General features: G+C 38.1%; 23 protein-coding genes. 6 read left to right on the plus strand and 17 right to left on the minus strand.

The window, feature by feature from the left end; all coding sequences use genetic code 11:
- Positions 1–69: 69 nt before the first annotated feature.
- The 17 genes from AC3EBE_RS02780 to AC3EBE_RS02860 all read right to left on the minus strand — a co-directional run bounded on the left by AC3EBE_RS02780 (position 70) and on the right by AC3EBE_RS02860 (position 9877).
- On the minus strand, positions 70–582 hold the full coding sequence (locus AC3EBE_RS02780; protein ID WP_488593492.1) for a hypothetical protein: 513 nt from the start codon (positions 580–582) through the stop codon (positions 70–72).
- Positions 579–779, minus strand: a complete 201-nt coding sequence (locus tag AC3EBE_RS02785) for an XtrA/YqaO family protein (RefSeq protein WP_488593493.1) — start codon at positions 777–779, stop codon at positions 579–581. Before AC3EBE_RS02785 ends, AC3EBE_RS02780 begins: the two co-directional genes overlap by 4 nt.
- Before the next feature lie 698 nt (positions 780–1477).
- Entirely contained in the window at positions 1478–2791 is a 1314-nt protein-coding gene (locus AC3EBE_RS02790; protein WP_488593902.1) for a DNA cytosine methyltransferase, read from the minus strand.
- A gap of 329 nt (positions 2792–3120) precedes the next feature.
- Positions 3121–3621, minus strand: coding sequence for a hypothetical protein (locus tag AC3EBE_RS02795; RefSeq protein WP_488593494.1), 501 nt, complete (start codon positions 3619–3621; stop codon positions 3121–3123).
- A 119-nt stretch (positions 3622–3740) separates the two neighbouring features.
- A complete protein-coding gene (locus AC3EBE_RS02800; protein WP_488593495.1) occupies positions 3741–4199 on the minus strand; it encodes a DUF1064 domain-containing protein in 459 nt (152 codons plus the stop codon).
- Entirely contained in the window at positions 4186–4341 is a 156-nt protein-coding gene (locus AC3EBE_RS02805; RefSeq protein ID WP_488593496.1) for a DUF6011 domain-containing protein, read from the minus strand. Before AC3EBE_RS02805 ends, AC3EBE_RS02800 begins: the two co-directional genes overlap by 14 nt.
- Positions 4341–4538 carry a hypothetical protein gene (locus tag AC3EBE_RS02810; protein WP_488593497.1) on the minus strand — a complete coding sequence of 66 codons (198 nt, stop codon included), beginning with the start codon at positions 4536–4538 and terminating at the stop codon, positions 4341–4343. The genes AC3EBE_RS02805 and AC3EBE_RS02810 overlap by 1 nt, the downstream gene beginning before the upstream one ends.
- An 11-nt stretch (positions 4539–4549) precedes the next feature.
- Positions 4550–4771: a hypothetical protein gene (locus AC3EBE_RS02815; RefSeq protein WP_488593498.1), complete on the minus strand. Its 222-nt coding sequence runs from the start codon at positions 4769–4771 to the stop codon at positions 4550–4552.
- Positions 4772–5647, minus strand: a complete 876-nt coding sequence (locus tag AC3EBE_RS02820) for a DnaD domain-containing protein (protein WP_488593499.1) — start codon at positions 5645–5647, stop codon at positions 4772–4774.
- A gap of 180 nt (positions 5648–5827) precedes the next feature.
- Positions 5828–6730 (minus strand): recombinase RecT, encoded by a 903-nt coding sequence (locus AC3EBE_RS02825; protein ID WP_488593500.1) that lies wholly within the window; start codon positions 6728–6730, stop codon positions 5828–5830.
- Positions 6730–6939 carry a hypothetical protein gene (locus AC3EBE_RS02830; protein WP_488593501.1) on the minus strand — a complete coding sequence of 70 codons (210 nt, stop codon included), beginning with the start codon at positions 6937–6939 and terminating at the stop codon, positions 6730–6732. Before AC3EBE_RS02830 ends, AC3EBE_RS02825 begins: the two co-directional genes overlap by 1 nt.
- Position 6940: 1 nt before the next feature.
- A complete protein-coding gene (locus AC3EBE_RS02835) occupies positions 6941–7882 on the minus strand; it encodes a YqaJ viral recombinase family nuclease (protein ID WP_488593903.1) in 942 nt (313 codons plus the stop codon).
- Positions 7883–7986: 104 nt separating this feature from the next.
- Positions 7987–8196: a YqaI family protein gene (locus AC3EBE_RS02840; RefSeq protein ID WP_488593502.1), complete on the minus strand. Its 210-nt coding sequence runs from the start codon at positions 8194–8196 to the stop codon at positions 7987–7989.
- A gap of 265 nt (positions 8197–8461) precedes the next feature.
- Positions 8462–8731 carry a hypothetical protein gene (locus tag AC3EBE_RS02845; protein ID WP_488593503.1) on the minus strand — a complete coding sequence of 90 codons (270 nt, stop codon included), beginning with the start codon at positions 8729–8731 and terminating at the stop codon, positions 8462–8464.
- Positions 8728–9258 carry an XRE family transcriptional regulator gene (locus AC3EBE_RS02850; RefSeq protein WP_488593504.1) on the minus strand — a complete coding sequence of 177 codons (531 nt, stop codon included), beginning with the start codon at positions 9256–9258 and terminating at the stop codon, positions 8728–8730. The genes AC3EBE_RS02845 and AC3EBE_RS02850 overlap by 4 nt, the downstream gene beginning before the upstream one ends.
- 61 nt (positions 9259–9319) lie before the next feature.
- Positions 9320–9469 carry a hypothetical protein gene (locus tag AC3EBE_RS02855; RefSeq protein WP_488593505.1) on the minus strand — a complete coding sequence of 50 codons (150 nt, stop codon included), beginning with the start codon at positions 9467–9469 and terminating at the stop codon, positions 9320–9322.
- Positions 9470–9652: 183 nt separating this feature from the next.
- Positions 9653–9877, minus strand: a complete 225-nt coding sequence (locus AC3EBE_RS02860; RefSeq protein WP_488593506.1) for a helix-turn-helix transcriptional regulator — start codon at positions 9875–9877, stop codon at positions 9653–9655.
- A gap of 161 nt (positions 9878–10038) precedes the next feature.
- Here AC3EBE_RS02860 and AC3EBE_RS02865 point away from each other — a divergent pair, with 161 nt between their 5' ends.
- The 6 genes from AC3EBE_RS02865 (at position 10039) to AC3EBE_RS02890 (ending at position 14654) form a co-directional block, all read left to right on the plus strand.
- Positions 10039–10380, plus strand: coding sequence for a helix-turn-helix domain-containing protein (locus tag AC3EBE_RS02865; protein WP_488593507.1), 342 nt, complete (start codon positions 10039–10041; stop codon positions 10378–10380).
- A gap of 31 nt (positions 10381–10411) precedes the next feature.
- Complete coding sequence (locus AC3EBE_RS02870; protein ID WP_488593508.1) at positions 10412–10942, plus strand: PH domain-containing protein; 531 nt, start codon at positions 10412–10414, stop codon at positions 10940–10942.
- Positions 10943–11020: 78 nt separating this feature from the next.
- Positions 11021–11440 carry a stress protein gene (locus AC3EBE_RS02875; RefSeq protein ID WP_488593509.1) on the plus strand — a complete coding sequence of 140 codons (420 nt, stop codon included), beginning with the start codon at positions 11021–11023 and terminating at the stop codon, positions 11438–11440.
- 96 nt (positions 11441–11536) lie between these two features.
- Positions 11537–12610, plus strand: coding sequence for a hypothetical protein (locus AC3EBE_RS02880; RefSeq protein WP_488593510.1), 1074 nt, complete (start codon positions 11537–11539; stop codon positions 12608–12610).
- Entirely contained in the window at positions 12611–14104 is a 1494-nt protein-coding gene (locus AC3EBE_RS02885) for a hypothetical protein (protein WP_488593511.1), read from the plus strand.
- A gap of 64 nt (positions 14105–14168) precedes the next feature.
- Positions 14169–14654: an ImmA/IrrE family metallo-endopeptidase gene (locus tag AC3EBE_RS02890; RefSeq protein WP_488593512.1), complete on the plus strand. Its 486-nt coding sequence runs from the start codon at positions 14169–14171 to the stop codon at positions 14652–14654.
- The last annotated feature ends 52 nt before the right edge of the window (positions 14655–14706 follow it).

Genomic DNA, 14706 nt, shown 5'->3' on the forward strand with positions numbered 1-14706 from the left:
GACAAAATAAAAAGGACACCAAACAAACGCCTAAGCGTTCATCCAGTGTCCTCCAGTTGGCTGGTAGAACTATAATTTTCTTAAATATGTTTTACTAATTTTAAGATGGTTATCAAGTTTGTAACCTTTAAAAACCATATCTTTTGTAATTACCTTAAATGTATTTCCAAGTGAATCTTTACCTACCATTTGCATTGAACCTATATATGTTTCTTCACTTTTAGGTAATAAAGTAACTATCAGGCCAGGATATTCCTCCTTTTTCTTTTCGACTCCATTTTTGGTAGTCGTGGAGGTTACAGTTCCTTCCCAATACTCTTTTATTAAAACTCCGCTAGCAGAAAAAGTTATTTTTTCAATCTGGTGAAACACCTGGTTGGAGTTTTCTATAACTAATGATACTGATCTTTCCCCGAAGCTTGTAATATAGGAAATCCTGAATACAGGAATGCAGCTGTGCTCCCATTGATTTTTTTGAATCTCTACTTGTTTTCCTATTTTTCTTACAGAAAGGTAGGAAATAAACACCCCTGTAAGGGAAATCACAGAACTTGCAACTAAAATGTAATGTTCAAAACTCAAAACTCTTCCCCCTCATCAAACTTCACCCGCTTCACTTTACCTTGGTGCGTAACAATTCTGGTTTCTCCATGAGGAGGCAGCTCTGTCAATTTTGCCTTACCATCACACACCACAATAGCAAAACTTCCTTTTTGTTCCATTATATCAATTTCTAGTTTCATAGTACTAGGGTTAATCTGTATTTCTTGTAGACGCACCAGAACCCCTCCTGTGGTATAATTAAGATGGCTGAGTCAGGAGAAATCTTGGCTTTTTTTATGTTTTTAGTTTTGTTAGATGCTGCTGCCTTTTTTACCACGCCCCTAAAAATCAATATGACTAATCGTTGGAGCGTTTTTTTTGCTTTTCCTGTCGCGTGAATCGGATATCTCTTGCTGTACGCTTGGCGTTCTTTCTCTGTCATTTTCCATTCCGTTACAGTTCCGATCATACAAAAATTCTTTAAATATTGTTTGTACTAACCTTTTTCTTGTTATATACTGTTCCCAAAGAGGAAAGCTACTGTGGGTTCTAAGGGAAAGCCCCTCCACAGATTCGCAACCCCTCTTTTTTTTGTGCACTTTCTTAGAAATGTGTATCAAAGAATACTGTAATTTAATATTATGTATTAGAAATAGCCTGCCAAACGCTATTTCTTCCGTATCGGGAAACGGCCCCCCCTACTTGGCCGTTTTACATTTCTTAGCAAATACACAATATGAGTCAAATATTCCCTTGTGACATTTATCATTCATCAATCATCCGTGTATCTGTTATGCTGATCATGGTCATATCACATGCAGTATGACCACTTCCAAAATGAGGCCATGCACTGTCCGGCATGGCTTTTTATCATGCCCCGGGTTCTTCTTCTCCTATAAATCTGTCTAATTTGTAGAATGTTTGATTGAATAAGCTAATTTGCCATCGCTGGTTTATCTCGATTATGCTTCACGCAGAATTCAGGTAAATTTGCTCTTACCAACGCATCAGCAAATGGAGGAGGAACAGCATTCCCACATCTGGCCACTTGTTCTGTTTTAGGATATGGCTTCCCTTTATGGTCCCGGTCAATAATATAGTTCCCCGGGAATCCCTGACCAGCATATAATTCATGTGGCTGCAACATCCTCATTCCGATATCTGCAATCTGATATTCCTGCCCACTGACAGTGACTAATCCGAACCGATCACGAGTAGTTATAGTGTGTAATGGTTCAGTCATTGCTTGTCCCACGCTTGCACCGTAATATGCCATTAGAAACGATCTAACTTCTCCAAGGTGTGTTCCACCTGCAGTGATGGTGTGTAAAGGTCCCATTGCTGAATGACCATAATTCTGACCACGGAATTTAACCAAATGACTGGTGACTAACCCAAATCGATTGGCTGTAGGTATTGTATAAATAGGATCTTCTAGAGATTGCCCTCTGACTTCCCCTGGAATGGTTTCTGTATAATATTGCGCAAGAAATGCTGATACAAGCTTCCTATTGTCATCCAATACAGGATTTACTGGTGCAATGAATGGCTTTGGATTATCAATAACAAACTTTTGCAGTCCCCGGGCAATTCTTCTCATTGTATTAGCTGCTAAAGGCTTTTTCCTATTGAAAATAGATGGTGTTCCTATTGACCAGTCAATAATTTCAGAAGCTGTTCTCCATGGTTTTAACTTCCCGACATTAACAGCTAAACTGTTAGGATCTCCGTGAGTAGGTTCAGGCCACACAATCGGCCTGCCATCCCTGCGAGCTACCATAAAGAATCTTTTTCTGATAGTTGGTGCTCCATAATCACAAGCACGTAATTCCTTAAATTCAACCTGATAGCCAAGTTTTTTTAGGGCATTTACAAAGCTGTTAAAAGTGACTCCTTGCTTTTCCTTAATTGGCTGTCCGTTTTTTCCTATTGGTCCCCAAGTTTTGAACTCTTCCACATTCTCAAGCATGATTACCCTTGGTTTCACAGCAGCTGCCCACCTTACTGCTACCCAGGCGAGCCCTCGAATTTCCTTATTAACCGGCTTACCACCTTTAGCTTTTGAGAAGTGTTTACAGTCCGGGGAAAACCAAGCTAAACCGACAGGCATTCCCTTAACTGCTTCGCGTGGATCAACTCCCCATACGCTCTCACAATAATGCTCAGTGTCGGGATGGTTTGCCTTGTGCATGGCAATTGCTGCTGGGTCATGATTAATGGCAATATCTACTGATAATCCAGTTGCCATTTCGATTCCTGTACTGGCGCCACCTCCACCAGCAAAATTGTCAACAATGATTTCTCTAAATAAATTTAGTTGCTTCACAATTACCCTCCCTTAGGAATAAATTAAGTTGTTGGAAATATACTATCTACTGCTGCGGGCCCCATTTTTCAATATGAAGTGGGGATGCACTATGGAAAAATTCTTTTTAGACTTACTTGGTCAACTTGTTGTTAAATGCTTGCTGATTTTTTTGGAAAAACGAATTAACAAAAAATGAGACACTCGGGCCTGTAGCCTGCCAGAAGCTATTTTTCTGGCAGCCAGGTCTAATGTAAATAAACTAATATTGCCTAAAACAAAGATAATTGTTCAAAAACTGGGTTTTTGTATACACTCTCAGTAATGTTCAGGTCATCCTCCGTAAACACAAGTTCGATTTCTTCGTTTATGCCATCGAATGTACCCTCTTCGAAATCACTGAACCAGTGAAGAGGGAAGGAGCCGCAAAACTGTCTGCAGGCTTGATCCTTGTAGAAAAAGGCCATTGTTTTGCTAGGCTTCAAAAAATATTCAGCACCTATCTCTGTCCCATAAAACTGTCTCCTCCAGATTAACTTGGCTTTATACAGTTTCTCTGAATCAAGCTTAATTTCACGGACTGCCGGCTCCTCTGGCCATAACTCCTCTTCCACCAGCTGAAAATGAGCCGTACCATAACATCCCATATGAGCATTTTCGTTTGGGAATTTAGATACCAGGTAATGATTCATCCCCTTTGGGAAGAGGTAATACTGTTTGCCCTGTTCCAGGGTCGTTGTCAATCCAGTGTCTACACATATCCCTTGAAGCATATCCTCACCGCTTCACTATTAGTTTTGGAATCTCTGTTCCCCCAAGCTTCTTGCACTCTGACCCAAGATGGGATGAACACGATTTATATTTTGAACATCGCAGCATGCAGGTCATCTGCCTATCTTCTGCTCGCACCCAGGCTGGCCGATCGTCGGCGATTAGTACGTTTTGCACTTGGCTTCACAGCCTTTCGTTTTAACTTCTTCAACTGATCCAGTTCAACCCAGCCGAACGAATCATCAAGAGTTACAACTTTCAAGGTATGTTCATAACGAAATTCAAACAGCTTTTTTTTGATCAAGAACTCTTTCGTTTCATGTCCCTTTACGTCCACAATTTCGATACTGCCGTCCAAGTTATGAATCTCGAAATCTGCAACATACTCAATTTTCCGAACACTTTTCCCATTTTTCTTGTAGGCTTCCTGCAGCAAGAACCTAGGTTGTAAGTTGAAGCCTTTTATTTGCTTAGCATGCTTTAACCATTTCAATTGTTCGTAGTATTTTGCCTCTGCAATACTGTCGAATTGATGGCCGTCCACTACTGTTTTCCGATTCCCGTATTTACTTACTGCCATCCTGATCCTTCAGCTCCAACTTCATCTGGCTTTCGTCATGAGTATCTTTTAAGTCTTCAAATTCACGAGCACATATCGGACCCATGCCGCGGGCAATGCTTTTCTGGCTTTTTAAAGGGCGATTACATACTGGGCAGATCATTATCGGCTCACACCCCTTAACGCCTCTTTACCTGCGCTGGTAACCTTAAAGTAAGCCATGCCTTCTTCCCAACCGGGATGCTTTGAAGCAAATCCTTTTTCGACTAACTCATTCCAATCATTACTCTTTGATTCTGTGTAAAAACGATTTCCGTTTCTCAATGCATGTTCCATATCGCCGATTTGATTTTTGTTCACGTTGTCCCCTCCTAGAAATATCGATTCTCCGGACTATCTGTATTCACATTACTAAAATCAGCAACCGCTAATTCTTGCCTTAGCTCGTAGTAGCCAAGGTCATGAATGCTTGTCCCTCTGTGATCATGAGTGATGCCCTTTGCAAGCAGCTGTGATATAAAATCCTGTCTCAGTGAGTCCTGGCTGAGTTTCACCTTGTCATAAAGAAATTCCCATGATTTCACCCCATTCACTTATTTAACTCTCTTGAACTGTCTTAGCTCTTCTTCCAACTTGGCTTTTTCAATTTCAAAGTCATCATTGTCCGAATCATCAACAGGAGAAGGAGTTATATTTTCGTTCTTCCTAAACCACTCTGGCAGTGCTTCAGTACGTAAGGGAACGGTTCCCTTTCTTTGTCTATTGCGTTGTTGTTTATGTAAGTCATGGTTAGCCTGTTCATTGTCAACATCTAAAATAGTTCGTATGCCTTTTTTTGCCCAGCTGTTTAATATGCTCCTAGCATATGAATACTTGGCTCCGACCTCAGCTGCCTTTTTGAACGCTATACAAACTACATCAATACTCAACCCATCTTGGTCTATAAAACTATTTATCTCTTGCATTTGGATTGAACTAGGATGACCTCCAAAACAGAGCATGTATTCATCTGCATAATTCGCGCGTGTAGCAGCTGGAGTATTAGTTTCGTTTAATTTAGTTTCGTTTAGTTTATTTAATGTGGAACTATCTCCGGAACTACCTCCGGAACGACCCCCGGCACTACCTACGGCACTATCCGCGGAATTTATTTCCGTAGGGAGTAAATGCACGGAAGTATTTTCCGTAGAATAGAACGATAATAGCTTGTAAATTGGTGCCTTTCCGCCTTTACGAGAGATAAAATCTATTCGCCCTTTTTGCTTAAGTTCGTTTCGTACTTTTCGGAGGGTTCGATCTGTCAATCCTGTCTTCACGCATAACACCGATTCAGCCACCGTAAATGTTTCTGCCCATGCAGCCTTATTATTTATGTGCATCAAGGCGTACCATAAATTAATTGCTGATGGAGACAGTTCATTTATTTCGAGCCAATCATAGAATGCGTTAAGCTCCTTAATGTAGTTCATGCTGTTCTCTCCCCCTCCCTTACTTCCTCTCACAAATTGCAAATCTATCTTTTACCTTCTTCACCGTATAATCTGGATATCGCCACATATACTGTAGTACAAGCATTTTCAGGTGTTCTTTATCCTTTGCCTCCTCCCAGATCCATTCTGGAAGGAGGACGTTTGTATGGTTGCTACTAATCATTCAAAATCAATTTCCATAGAATCTTGTGCAGATATTTTTTCTTTCTTACCCTTCTGTTTTTCCGGCTTTTTATCGATAATTTCTCCTTCAACAACCTCGGCCTGGCCGTCCTCTTCAGAAGAAGCGTCAATGATGTCCGATTCAGCAGACAAATCTATCTCTTCCGCATCCTCAGTGATATCCCTTAACTCCCGTTCTGTATTTTCGTCCTCTGAAACAGCTTTTTGCATTTCGACCGAAAGGATTCCCCATTTACTCAGCATGTTCCTAAGCACTGTCTTTTTCGCCATCGCATCCCAGTCTTTTTTCCATCCAAAATCTGATTTACTGAACTTATTTTTGTGTTTAGTGATTTCATCCTTAGTCCAGTAAACACTCTTCTCAAAGCCGTTTATCAACTTAAAGTAAGCGCAATATCCAATGACTTTTTCACTAGTGGCCGCGTCCAGATCCAGTTCAATTTCTTCCGTAAGGCGATTCCACTTCACTAACTCTCCCTCACGAACTTCTATCACGTTGATTGATTTATACTGTCCAGTTCGTAAAGCCAATTGAATATATCCCTTGTATCCAAGCTGGAACTGCGCTTTTCCGCTGTAAGGAACAATCCATGCGTACCCGAGGTTTTTATCAACTGGCAAATCCAGTGATGCAGCCACCATGGCACTAGAAATGATGGACATCGGTTCTGCCTTTTGTAACCCTGGATCACCGTTATAAAGGTTCAGGATGGATGCCATAAACTGTGGAGCCTTTTTTGACAAGACCTGTTCGAATTTCTTTTGCATGGTAGGTGCGTTTAGAAGATGTTTCAGACCGAGGGACTGAGCAGATACCTGCTTAGACTCTGAACCTTGTTTATTTGCTAATTGGTTTTTTAATGCTGAATTTGTGGCCATTACTCTACCGCCTCCAATTCTTCTTCAAGTTCCTTCACTCGGTCCTTCAGTTCATCAATTTCATCATGCAAGTCCTCAGTAGCTTTATCTACTTCTTCAGCAAGATCCTCTAAGGCTGAATACATTTTTGGTGAAAGGTCTTCTTCGTTTGAGTCCAGAAAGTTTTCTATTAAAGATTCAATATCCGTTTTTCGTGAAATAGAAGCCATATCATTTAATCTCCTTTACAGCGAATTTCCGGAAGCTTGTTTCCTTTAAGACCTCTTTATAGATGTCCGGAAACTTTTCCTTAAGGGCCTTAGAATCAACCCGTCCCTGCGTCTGATTCTTCCAGGAGACGACATAGTTATCAGTTATGCCAGTTTCGGCATCCTGTAGTTCTGCTTTGAGTTTATTCTCGATTTCTGTCTTTGCTGTCTTAATGAGCTTTTCATCCTCTTTTACTTTTCCGTACTGGATGATTAAGTCTTTGAATTCACTTCCAAGTACGATTTCCTTGTTTGCTTCAGCTCTTGCGTACTTTTCATTCAAATATTGTTCAGCTGCACTTGATCCGTCTAACACAGGAGGATTGAACCGCTTTACATGGAAGTCCCAGAAATGTTGCTCTGCATTGAAGATTATTTCTATAAGCTCTTCGTCTCGAGCAACTTCTTTCCAAATGAACTTGTTCCCACCAATCAAGACTGCGATATATGCCTTCTCCTTTCCAGTTACACCAAGATAGTGTTGGAGCTGCACTAGGTAAGTTGCAGGCACTTCGTCTGCCTCCCACTCTTTCGCAAGGTATGCAGAGGCTGTTTTACATTCCAGAACTGCTGATTCTCCAACTACAAGCCGGTCTATGTTAGCTTTAATGAAAGGATAATTAGGATGGCTGTACATGAAGTTTGTTCGTCTAACCTTTTTGCCCGTTCTTTTTTCGAACTCCTTAGCCACCACATTTTCCATTTCATTGCCCCAGTAGATTGCTTCATTGTCGACCTCTATCGGATCAACTTGGCCAGTTTTTTCGAGCCACAATTCAAAGGCTGTACGGTATTTATTCAAACCGAGGATAATACCGGCATCGCTGCCGCCAATTCCTTTAGTGCGTTCCTGAAGCCATTCATAACGATTCATTTCATGAGTAGGAATGGCATTTTGATTCATTGCCATATACTTGTCCTCCCTTTACCGCCATTGATAGGTATGCTACAATGACATTAATTGATTTTTTCAACATGGCTGACCTCCTGCTGCGAACAGGGGGTCTTTTATTTTGCAATGGTAAATTCCAATCCGTAGACATCCGATAAATAATCTTCCAGGTTATTTTTCAAGATCATTTCTTCGCCATCGATGAAGATTTCATCACCCTTGAGGATTTCATCCCCGAAATAATCTGTGCCATTATGTTCTGGTTGGGCCACAGCGTTCGGGTAGCCTGTCCGCTCTATTGATTCAACGACTGGATGGTCTCGCATACTCGGACCTCCCTTCTATATGTATTGGTGCTTCATTCACACCGTCAGACTCAAGAGCCGGAAACAGGGATCGGAACCTTTTCCTGAGCCTGACGGCAAGAACCAAGCTTGCCGCACCACCGTGAAGGTGATAAAATATTTACAAACCCTTAGTTTCCCAGAAGCAGTGAGTTGTACGGTCCCCACCATCACTCACTGCTTTTTCATTTTGTTTCTAAGCATAAGGTACTTTTCTAGCTTCGATAGCTTTAACCATTCACCAGCCTTAGTTTTCACGAATAATCACCATCCCTCTTAGAGAATGTCTTCCAAGCAAGTAGTCTAATTTGCTGATGTGCCTATCAACTTCTTTCTTTCTCCTCTGAAGCTTTTCCAGTTCGTTTAATGAGCTAAGAAGATTTGCAGCTGCGAGTTTTGCATCTTTTAAATCACCATTCATAAGACTTTCTTCTGCCTTCGTAATATTTGTCCAGGATGCCCTGTATTCTGCTATAGCAGCTCTTGCGTCGTTAGGTAAAAACTGATCTCTGTTCATTTCTTGATGAACCTCCTCTGAATTAACTTCACTTTATGCTGGGTCCAAACTTTAACCCAGGATATTCCGTATTCTTTGCATACGACTGCGACATAATGATTTAAAGCTGTGATCGCATCGATACTTTCCATGAGCGATTTCTCGATTTCATGTGTGTCTATCTTTTCTATGCACCGAGGATTAACCGCAAGCATCTCTGTAGCCTTTTTAATGGCAATGAGTGCTTCCTCCAACTCCTCTTTGGTTTTCAAGGTGACTGTCATCCTATGTAAGTCTGCTGCGTCCCCGTCAAGTTTCACCGGTCCCCAGCCGATATATTCTGCAGCTGCCTCCATTGCAACGAATGGGTTATTGTGTTTCTCCGTATAATACTTGGCTAGTTCAGGCTGCACCTGATAACGGCCATTTTCCTGCTGGGAAATGGATTCCCGGGAGCCGTAATATTCATCGAATGTCATTTCTAGTTGTGTCATTCCAGCTTCTTTCCGGGCCGTTTTGGCAGCAAGTGTAGCTCTACCATTCGGCATATCTTAGCACCCCCTTTCTACCATTTGCCTTTGGAATAAAATGCTAATATTTTTGTAGATGCTAGATTGCTTTTCTATCAGATTTTGATTCATGCTTGAGGGTGATTTTGATTTGCTTTCCGGTATGCCTGGAGAGAATCCTCTCCACGACAGTTTTTATACGCTCTGCTTTTTCCGGAGTAATGACAACTGGTTGAAAGTCTCTTTTCACGTCGGGATCCTCCTTCTTATTCGTTGATTTGAATGACTTGCTGTTGGTACATTTCGCTCAATTCCAGCTGTACATGTTTAATGATTGCTGGGACATCTGCATAACTGATGTTGTTTTCTGACAGAACCGAGATAATTTAATTTGCAATTTGTTCTTTTTGTTTTGGACTCATGATTAGCCTCCTTAAGCTGAATCGCTCTTACGAAACAATTTGTTGCTTTTATCTTCAAAAAAAAGTATCCAATCAATCTCGAGCACATTGGCAATTTTTTTAGCTGTTGATACACTGGGTGTTCTATCGCCGTTCTCAATCATGCCATAATACTGACGTTTTATTTGGGCTTTTTCAGCTACATCATGTTGAGTCAACTCAAGGTTTTTCCTTGCATTTGATAACCACTCTCTCAAAGTAACACCTCCTAACGAAACAAAATGTTGCTTTATATTTACTATTATACGCAACATTATGTTTCTGTCAACAAAAAAAGCAACAATTTGTTTACGGATATTTACGCAACTGATTGTTGCTGTATAATTAAGGTATTCATGAATACTTAAGGGGCCTTTTTATGTTAGCTGATAGATTAAAACAATTACGGAGCAGAAAAAAGAAAAACCAAGAAGATATAGCAAAAATTTTAGGGATTACTAGACAAGCTTATGGTCATTATGAAAACGGAAACCGTCAACCTGATTATGAAGCATTAAAAAAACTAGCCGATTATTATGAAGTCTCTATTGATTTCTTACTAACCGGTGAGGATCAACAAGGATCAAGCGATGAAATGTGGAAGGAAATCCTGGACCCAAAGACTCAGATTTTCTTTAAAGATTTGATGGAAGCACCAGAAGAGAAGATTGCTGAATTAATAAGATTTTGGGAATTCATTAAGGAAAGAGATAAAAAGTAGCACGCATTGCGTGTTTTTCTTTTAGGTACTAATGGGCATTTTGCCCATAATTGCAAAATTCTTAAATATCGGAGGATTTCAAGTGGCAAATAAATACACAAAGCTAAACCATCGTTTTGGAATTATTGAATATCCAGTAACACTAAAAGAAATGGAAGAAATATCACTAGAGTTTCCTAAGACTGAAAGGAAATTTTATGAGTTTGCTATATCAGCTTTAAAAAAGATTATGAAGCCTGATGAGCAAATATATTCATTTACTTCAGCTGATCCAAAGCTCGTGAAAACCGGTTTTTTAGTAATCACTGATCAAAAAGTAATCTTGGTTTCTATGAAAGGTGGGCTTTTTGGAGGTGCGGAAACAGAAATCTTAAACTATAAAGATATAGTTGGAGTAGATTTTGATATAGCCCCAAACCCCTTTGGTGCTGCTCAAATGGAATTAGGAATCCTCGAACTTCAAATTAAAGGGATGCTTGGTTCAAAAAAGAGAACAATTCGCAATATACCGGAACAAAGTTTGGACAGGATCGTACATATTCTTAGAGATTTTTCAAAATAAAAAGTCATGGTTCAGAATATAAAATGATTTAGCGTGTATTAAGGAAAAAGATAGAGACAAATAGAGAGGGGATTATCCATGAAAAAATACAGTGTTTTATTATTGTTGTTTCTACTTATGGTTTCTGGTTGTAGTAACGAGTCTTCTGGAACAGAGAGCGTCACAGTTGATTCTTTAATTACCGCTTTCAATGATGCTGGTTTGGAAGCAGAAAATCCATCGGACTTAGCTCAAAAAGAATTTGGTAATACACGTAAAGAAGGAAAAAGGATCTTGGTACCTGCTCTTGGGGAGGACACTGGTGGGAGACTCTTTGAATTTGAAAAGACAGAGGACTTAGAAAAAGCAAAAGCTTATTACGATGAGTTAGGTGCCCAAGGACCGCTGTTCTTCTCACATACATATAGCAAAGGAAATTTCTTGTTGCAAATGAATGGTGAGATGGAAGATTCAGAGTTTGCTGAATATAAGAAAGTCATGGATGAGAGTATAAAGTGATTCTGCCCTTCCAAGTGCTTTTTATTAACATACCCGATACTTTATTGTTTTTAAATTTTATTGAGTTCAAAATATTATGTCAAGAGGATGAACTTTATGCCCACATTAACTATAGAAGGTACTCAGTTTGTTTCAGTATATAAAATTGATAATACTAACGATCAAGTTACCAGCATAAATATGGATACAACGGATTCCCAACAATTTATCACCAAAGTATGTATTCAAGACTTGGTAGCAAGAAATAAAAAGAGTTTCAAATACGCTCGGAACTCTTCACAATTAGCCCAGATTATTGAAGGGTTGGTCAATAATAAAGATGAAGACGATTTTTTATCTAGATTTCAAGATAAAACAAAGATTCTTGCTGAAAAGTTGTTGCAATCACAAAGAAATAGGATTTCTCAGTCGCCAAATACAAAAGCTCCTAAAGAGGGAAGCCTTGCAATTATATTAATAAAAAAGGAAGATAGCCTAGAGTTCATAATTTCTAAGATTGACCAAGCAATTTTTTTAGAAATTGAAGATTCTAAATATAAAATAGGGTTACCAGAAGAAAATGCTACCCAAAAGTCTTGTAGCATCACCTATAAACTTCAAGGGGATAGGCTAGAATTATTTGAGATTCTGGTTTCAGATACAAACTCTAGTATATCAGCATTCTGGTCTAAAGACTTTTTAGAGTTAGAAGCTTTGAATAATAATGAAACCAACACATTGAATGCGTTTAATGCAATTGATAGTGTACTTGTAAGAAATGTCAAAAAGAAGTCCGAGTCTGACTACACTGATTTAAGAAATGGCTTGACGGGTTATTTTTCAACTAAAACCTCCTTCAAACTTGATGACATGATCGACTATGTAATAGGTGAATATACACCGCAAGACCCTTCAGTCGACATACCAAGTTTAAAAGAGAAACTAAGATCTTTACCAGAGAACAAAAAGTTCGATGCCGCATTCGATATTGATACGAAGGATATAAAAAAGCGCTTTAAACAAACTTATCAAATTACCGATAAAATAGAACTACGAACGTCAGATTATATTGATGATCTTAAGGAAGTTATATATGCTAAAGAAGATGAAATGTTAGGGGAAAAAATATTAGTTATTAAAAATATCAGTGATAAATTATATGAGAAATTTAAAAAAAGGGATGAAAGTTAGATGTTTAATATATTGGATTCATTCAGAAAATACTCTTCAAACATACAAATTGAGACAGAGAGGGAAACTTTTGAATCCTATACTTTAATCTTCACTATGACTGATTTACTAGAGCCCTTAAATTGGTCTGATTTTCAAACGATTTTATCTTTACTGAACTCCCGGGATAATGTTCATTTAGATATAACTTTGGACGGGGGAGAACCTTTTTCATTCCAAAAAAGTGATTTAATCGAATTTAACCAAACAAAACAATTAAATAGTATTAATTCAAACATTGAAGATGATAGTGAAATAAAAATTAAATATGAAGTTACCAAACTAGCTAAAAACCAAACCATATCGATTTACAATTTCTCTTTATTCAATAAATATTTAGCTAGTCAGCCCCTAAAGGTTTTATTAAACATACTTCACACTAAGTTATTATTAGAAAATATTAATATACTCGAAATACAACTTGTAACCGAATCCAAAATTTACTTCAAAAGCAGTCTAATGCTATGTTCAACTATAAATCATCAACAGTACAGTGATAATTTAATAAACAATGAAACAAGAAACAAAACTTTAGAAACAAGAAGGTTTAACACTAACCCTCAAGGCTTATCAGATTACAAATTCGTTCCAGAAGATTTTAGTAATGAAGTTAATATTAGTGAGCCTAATGATTTTGATATTATTATGGAAAAGTTAAAGGTCGTTTTTGCTGCTTCATTTCTGGCGAATGCTTCAGATCTCATTGACTCCGAATCAGTTTTTTTAGGCTTTATTGGACATAAATTTCTAAATATAGAATGTGATTTCAAATCCACTAATTTCGGTAGTGCAAATGTATTTTTTAATATATATAAATGGGTTTATGGTTATGATGATATTCATGATAAATTAGATTTGTCCCGAAATATTATTTCTAGATATCTAATGTTTGATAATTCAAAGTTGATATTACCAAAGGATACGTTAAACTCCGTCCAATCCGCACATGCGATTTACCTAAAAGAAAATGTAGAGAAATACATTGAGACAAAAAATAAAGTGGCGGAAGTTTCTACAGAGTTATCAATTAAAAGTAGAGAACTCTCTCAATACTTCATTTCTAGTTTTAAAAACAATAATCTAGTTGTCCTTTCCTTTTTTACATCGTTAATGGTTTTTAATACTATGTCAGATGATCTGAAGAATAGTTTGTTTTCAGGAGAAAGGTATTACCTTTCTTTAGTATTTCTTTTTATATCTACGGTTTACTTATTGATAAGTCGAAGTCAGATTAAAAAAGATCTTATACTTAATTTAAAGTATTTTTATTCCATGAAGAGAATATACAAGGACCTGTTCGATAAAAAAGAATTAAAAGAGTTATTTAACAGTAAGCATCTAAGGGAAAATAATAAGTACGTTTTAAGTACTGTGAATAAATTCTCATATTTTTGGTTAACTGAAATCATAGTATTATTAATACTTATTGTCTGTTTAAATATCTACAAATTCTAAAGTGCCCAATCAGGGCTTTTATTTTCCGAATTAAATAGAACATGTGTTCCTTATGGAGGATCTTATGAAATACCATACAACTTTGCTCGAGGACTGGATTAAAATTTTTTATTCGAAGATCGGCATCCACCACCCTCGTCAATTGGATTTACACACTATAGCAAATCGACTAGGCTATTCCGTCATTTACAGGGATATTTCTAGTCGTTTCTATAACGATTCAGTAATCATTGACGTACGACTGTCACCCCAAGAGCAATGGCAGGAATTTGCTCATGAGGTATGCCATTTAGAGCGACATGCCGGCAATCAACTTGTTATGCCACAGCCCTTAGTTGAGCTTCAGGAATATCAGGCGAATCTATTTGCTTATCATTTCTGTGTTCCGACTTTTATGCTGCTGAGTCTACAAATCCCAGAAAATACAAAACAAGCAATCTACTTTATTGCTAATACTTTTTTTGTGACCCTTGAATTTGCTGAACATCGTTTAAGTTTATTTTGGAATAGAATTCATGCATTGAATCAGATTGGAGATATTAAGAAATGAAAAATAGAGAATTTTATTCAAATGCCTCTTCAGGAAGCCATAGATGCTGGGA

The sequence above is a fragment of the Mesobacillus sp. genome, assembly GCF_057785455.1.

Bases quoted from the DNA above. Each gene is read 5' to 3' on its own strand.
- AC3EBE_RS02790 (WP_488593902.1), bottom strand. From the start codon at position 2,791: ATGGCAACTGGATTATCAGTAGATATTGCCATTAATCATGACCCAGCA.
- AC3EBE_RS02795 (WP_488593494.1), bottom strand. From the start codon at position 3,621: ATGCTTCAAGGGATATGTGTAGACACTGGATTGACAACGACCCTGGAA.
- AC3EBE_RS02800 (WP_488593495.1), bottom strand. From the start codon at position 4,199: ATGGCAGTAAGTAAATACGGGAATCGGAAAACAGTAGTGGACGGCCAT.
- AC3EBE_RS02805 (WP_488593496.1), bottom strand. From the start codon at position 4,341: ATGATCTGCCCAGTATGTAATCGCCCTTTAAAAAGCCAGAAAAGCATT.
- AC3EBE_RS02820 (WP_488593499.1), bottom strand. From the start codon at position 5,647: ATGAACTACATTAAGGAGCTTAACGCATTCTATGATTGGCTCGAAATA.
- AC3EBE_RS02825 (WP_488593500.1), bottom strand. From the start codon at position 6,730: ATGGCCACAAATTCAGCATTAAAAAACCAATTAGCAAATAAACAAGGT.
- AC3EBE_RS02830 (WP_488593501.1), bottom strand. From the start codon at position 6,939: ATGGCTTCTATTTCACGAAAAACGGATATTGAATCTTTAATAGAAAAC.
- AC3EBE_RS02835 (WP_488593903.1), bottom strand. From the start codon at position 7,882: ATGAATCAAAATGCCATTCCTACTCATGAAATGAATCGTTATGAATGG.
- AC3EBE_RS02840 (WP_488593502.1), bottom strand. From the start codon at position 8,196: ATGCGAGACCATCCAGTCGTTGAATCAATAGAGCGGACAGGCTACCCG.
- AC3EBE_RS02845 (WP_488593503.1), bottom strand. From the start codon at position 8,731: ATGAACAGAGATCAGTTTTTACCTAACGACGCAAGAGCTGCTATAGCA.
- AC3EBE_RS02850 (WP_488593504.1), bottom strand. From the start codon at position 9,258: ATGCCGAATGGTAGAGCTACACTTGCTGCCAAAACGGCCCGGAAAGAA.
- AC3EBE_RS02865 (WP_488593507.1), top strand. From the start codon at position 10,039: ATGTTAGCTGATAGATTAAAACAATTACGGAGCAGAAAAAAGAAAAAC.
- AC3EBE_RS02870 (WP_488593508.1), top strand. From the start codon at position 10,412: ATGGGCATTTTGCCCATAATTGCAAAATTCTTAAATATCGGAGGATTT.
- AC3EBE_RS02875 (WP_488593509.1), top strand. From the start codon at position 11,021: ATGAAAAAATACAGTGTTTTATTATTGTTGTTTCTACTTATGGTTTCT.
- AC3EBE_RS02880 (WP_488593510.1), top strand. From the start codon at position 11,537: ATGCCCACATTAACTATAGAAGGTACTCAGTTTGTTTCAGTATATAAA.
- AC3EBE_RS02885 (WP_488593511.1), top strand. From the start codon at position 12,611: ATGTTTAATATATTGGATTCATTCAGAAAATACTCTTCAAACATACAA.
- AC3EBE_RS02890 (WP_488593512.1), top strand. From the start codon at position 14,169: ATGAAATACCATACAACTTTGCTCGAGGACTGGATTAAAATTTTTTAT.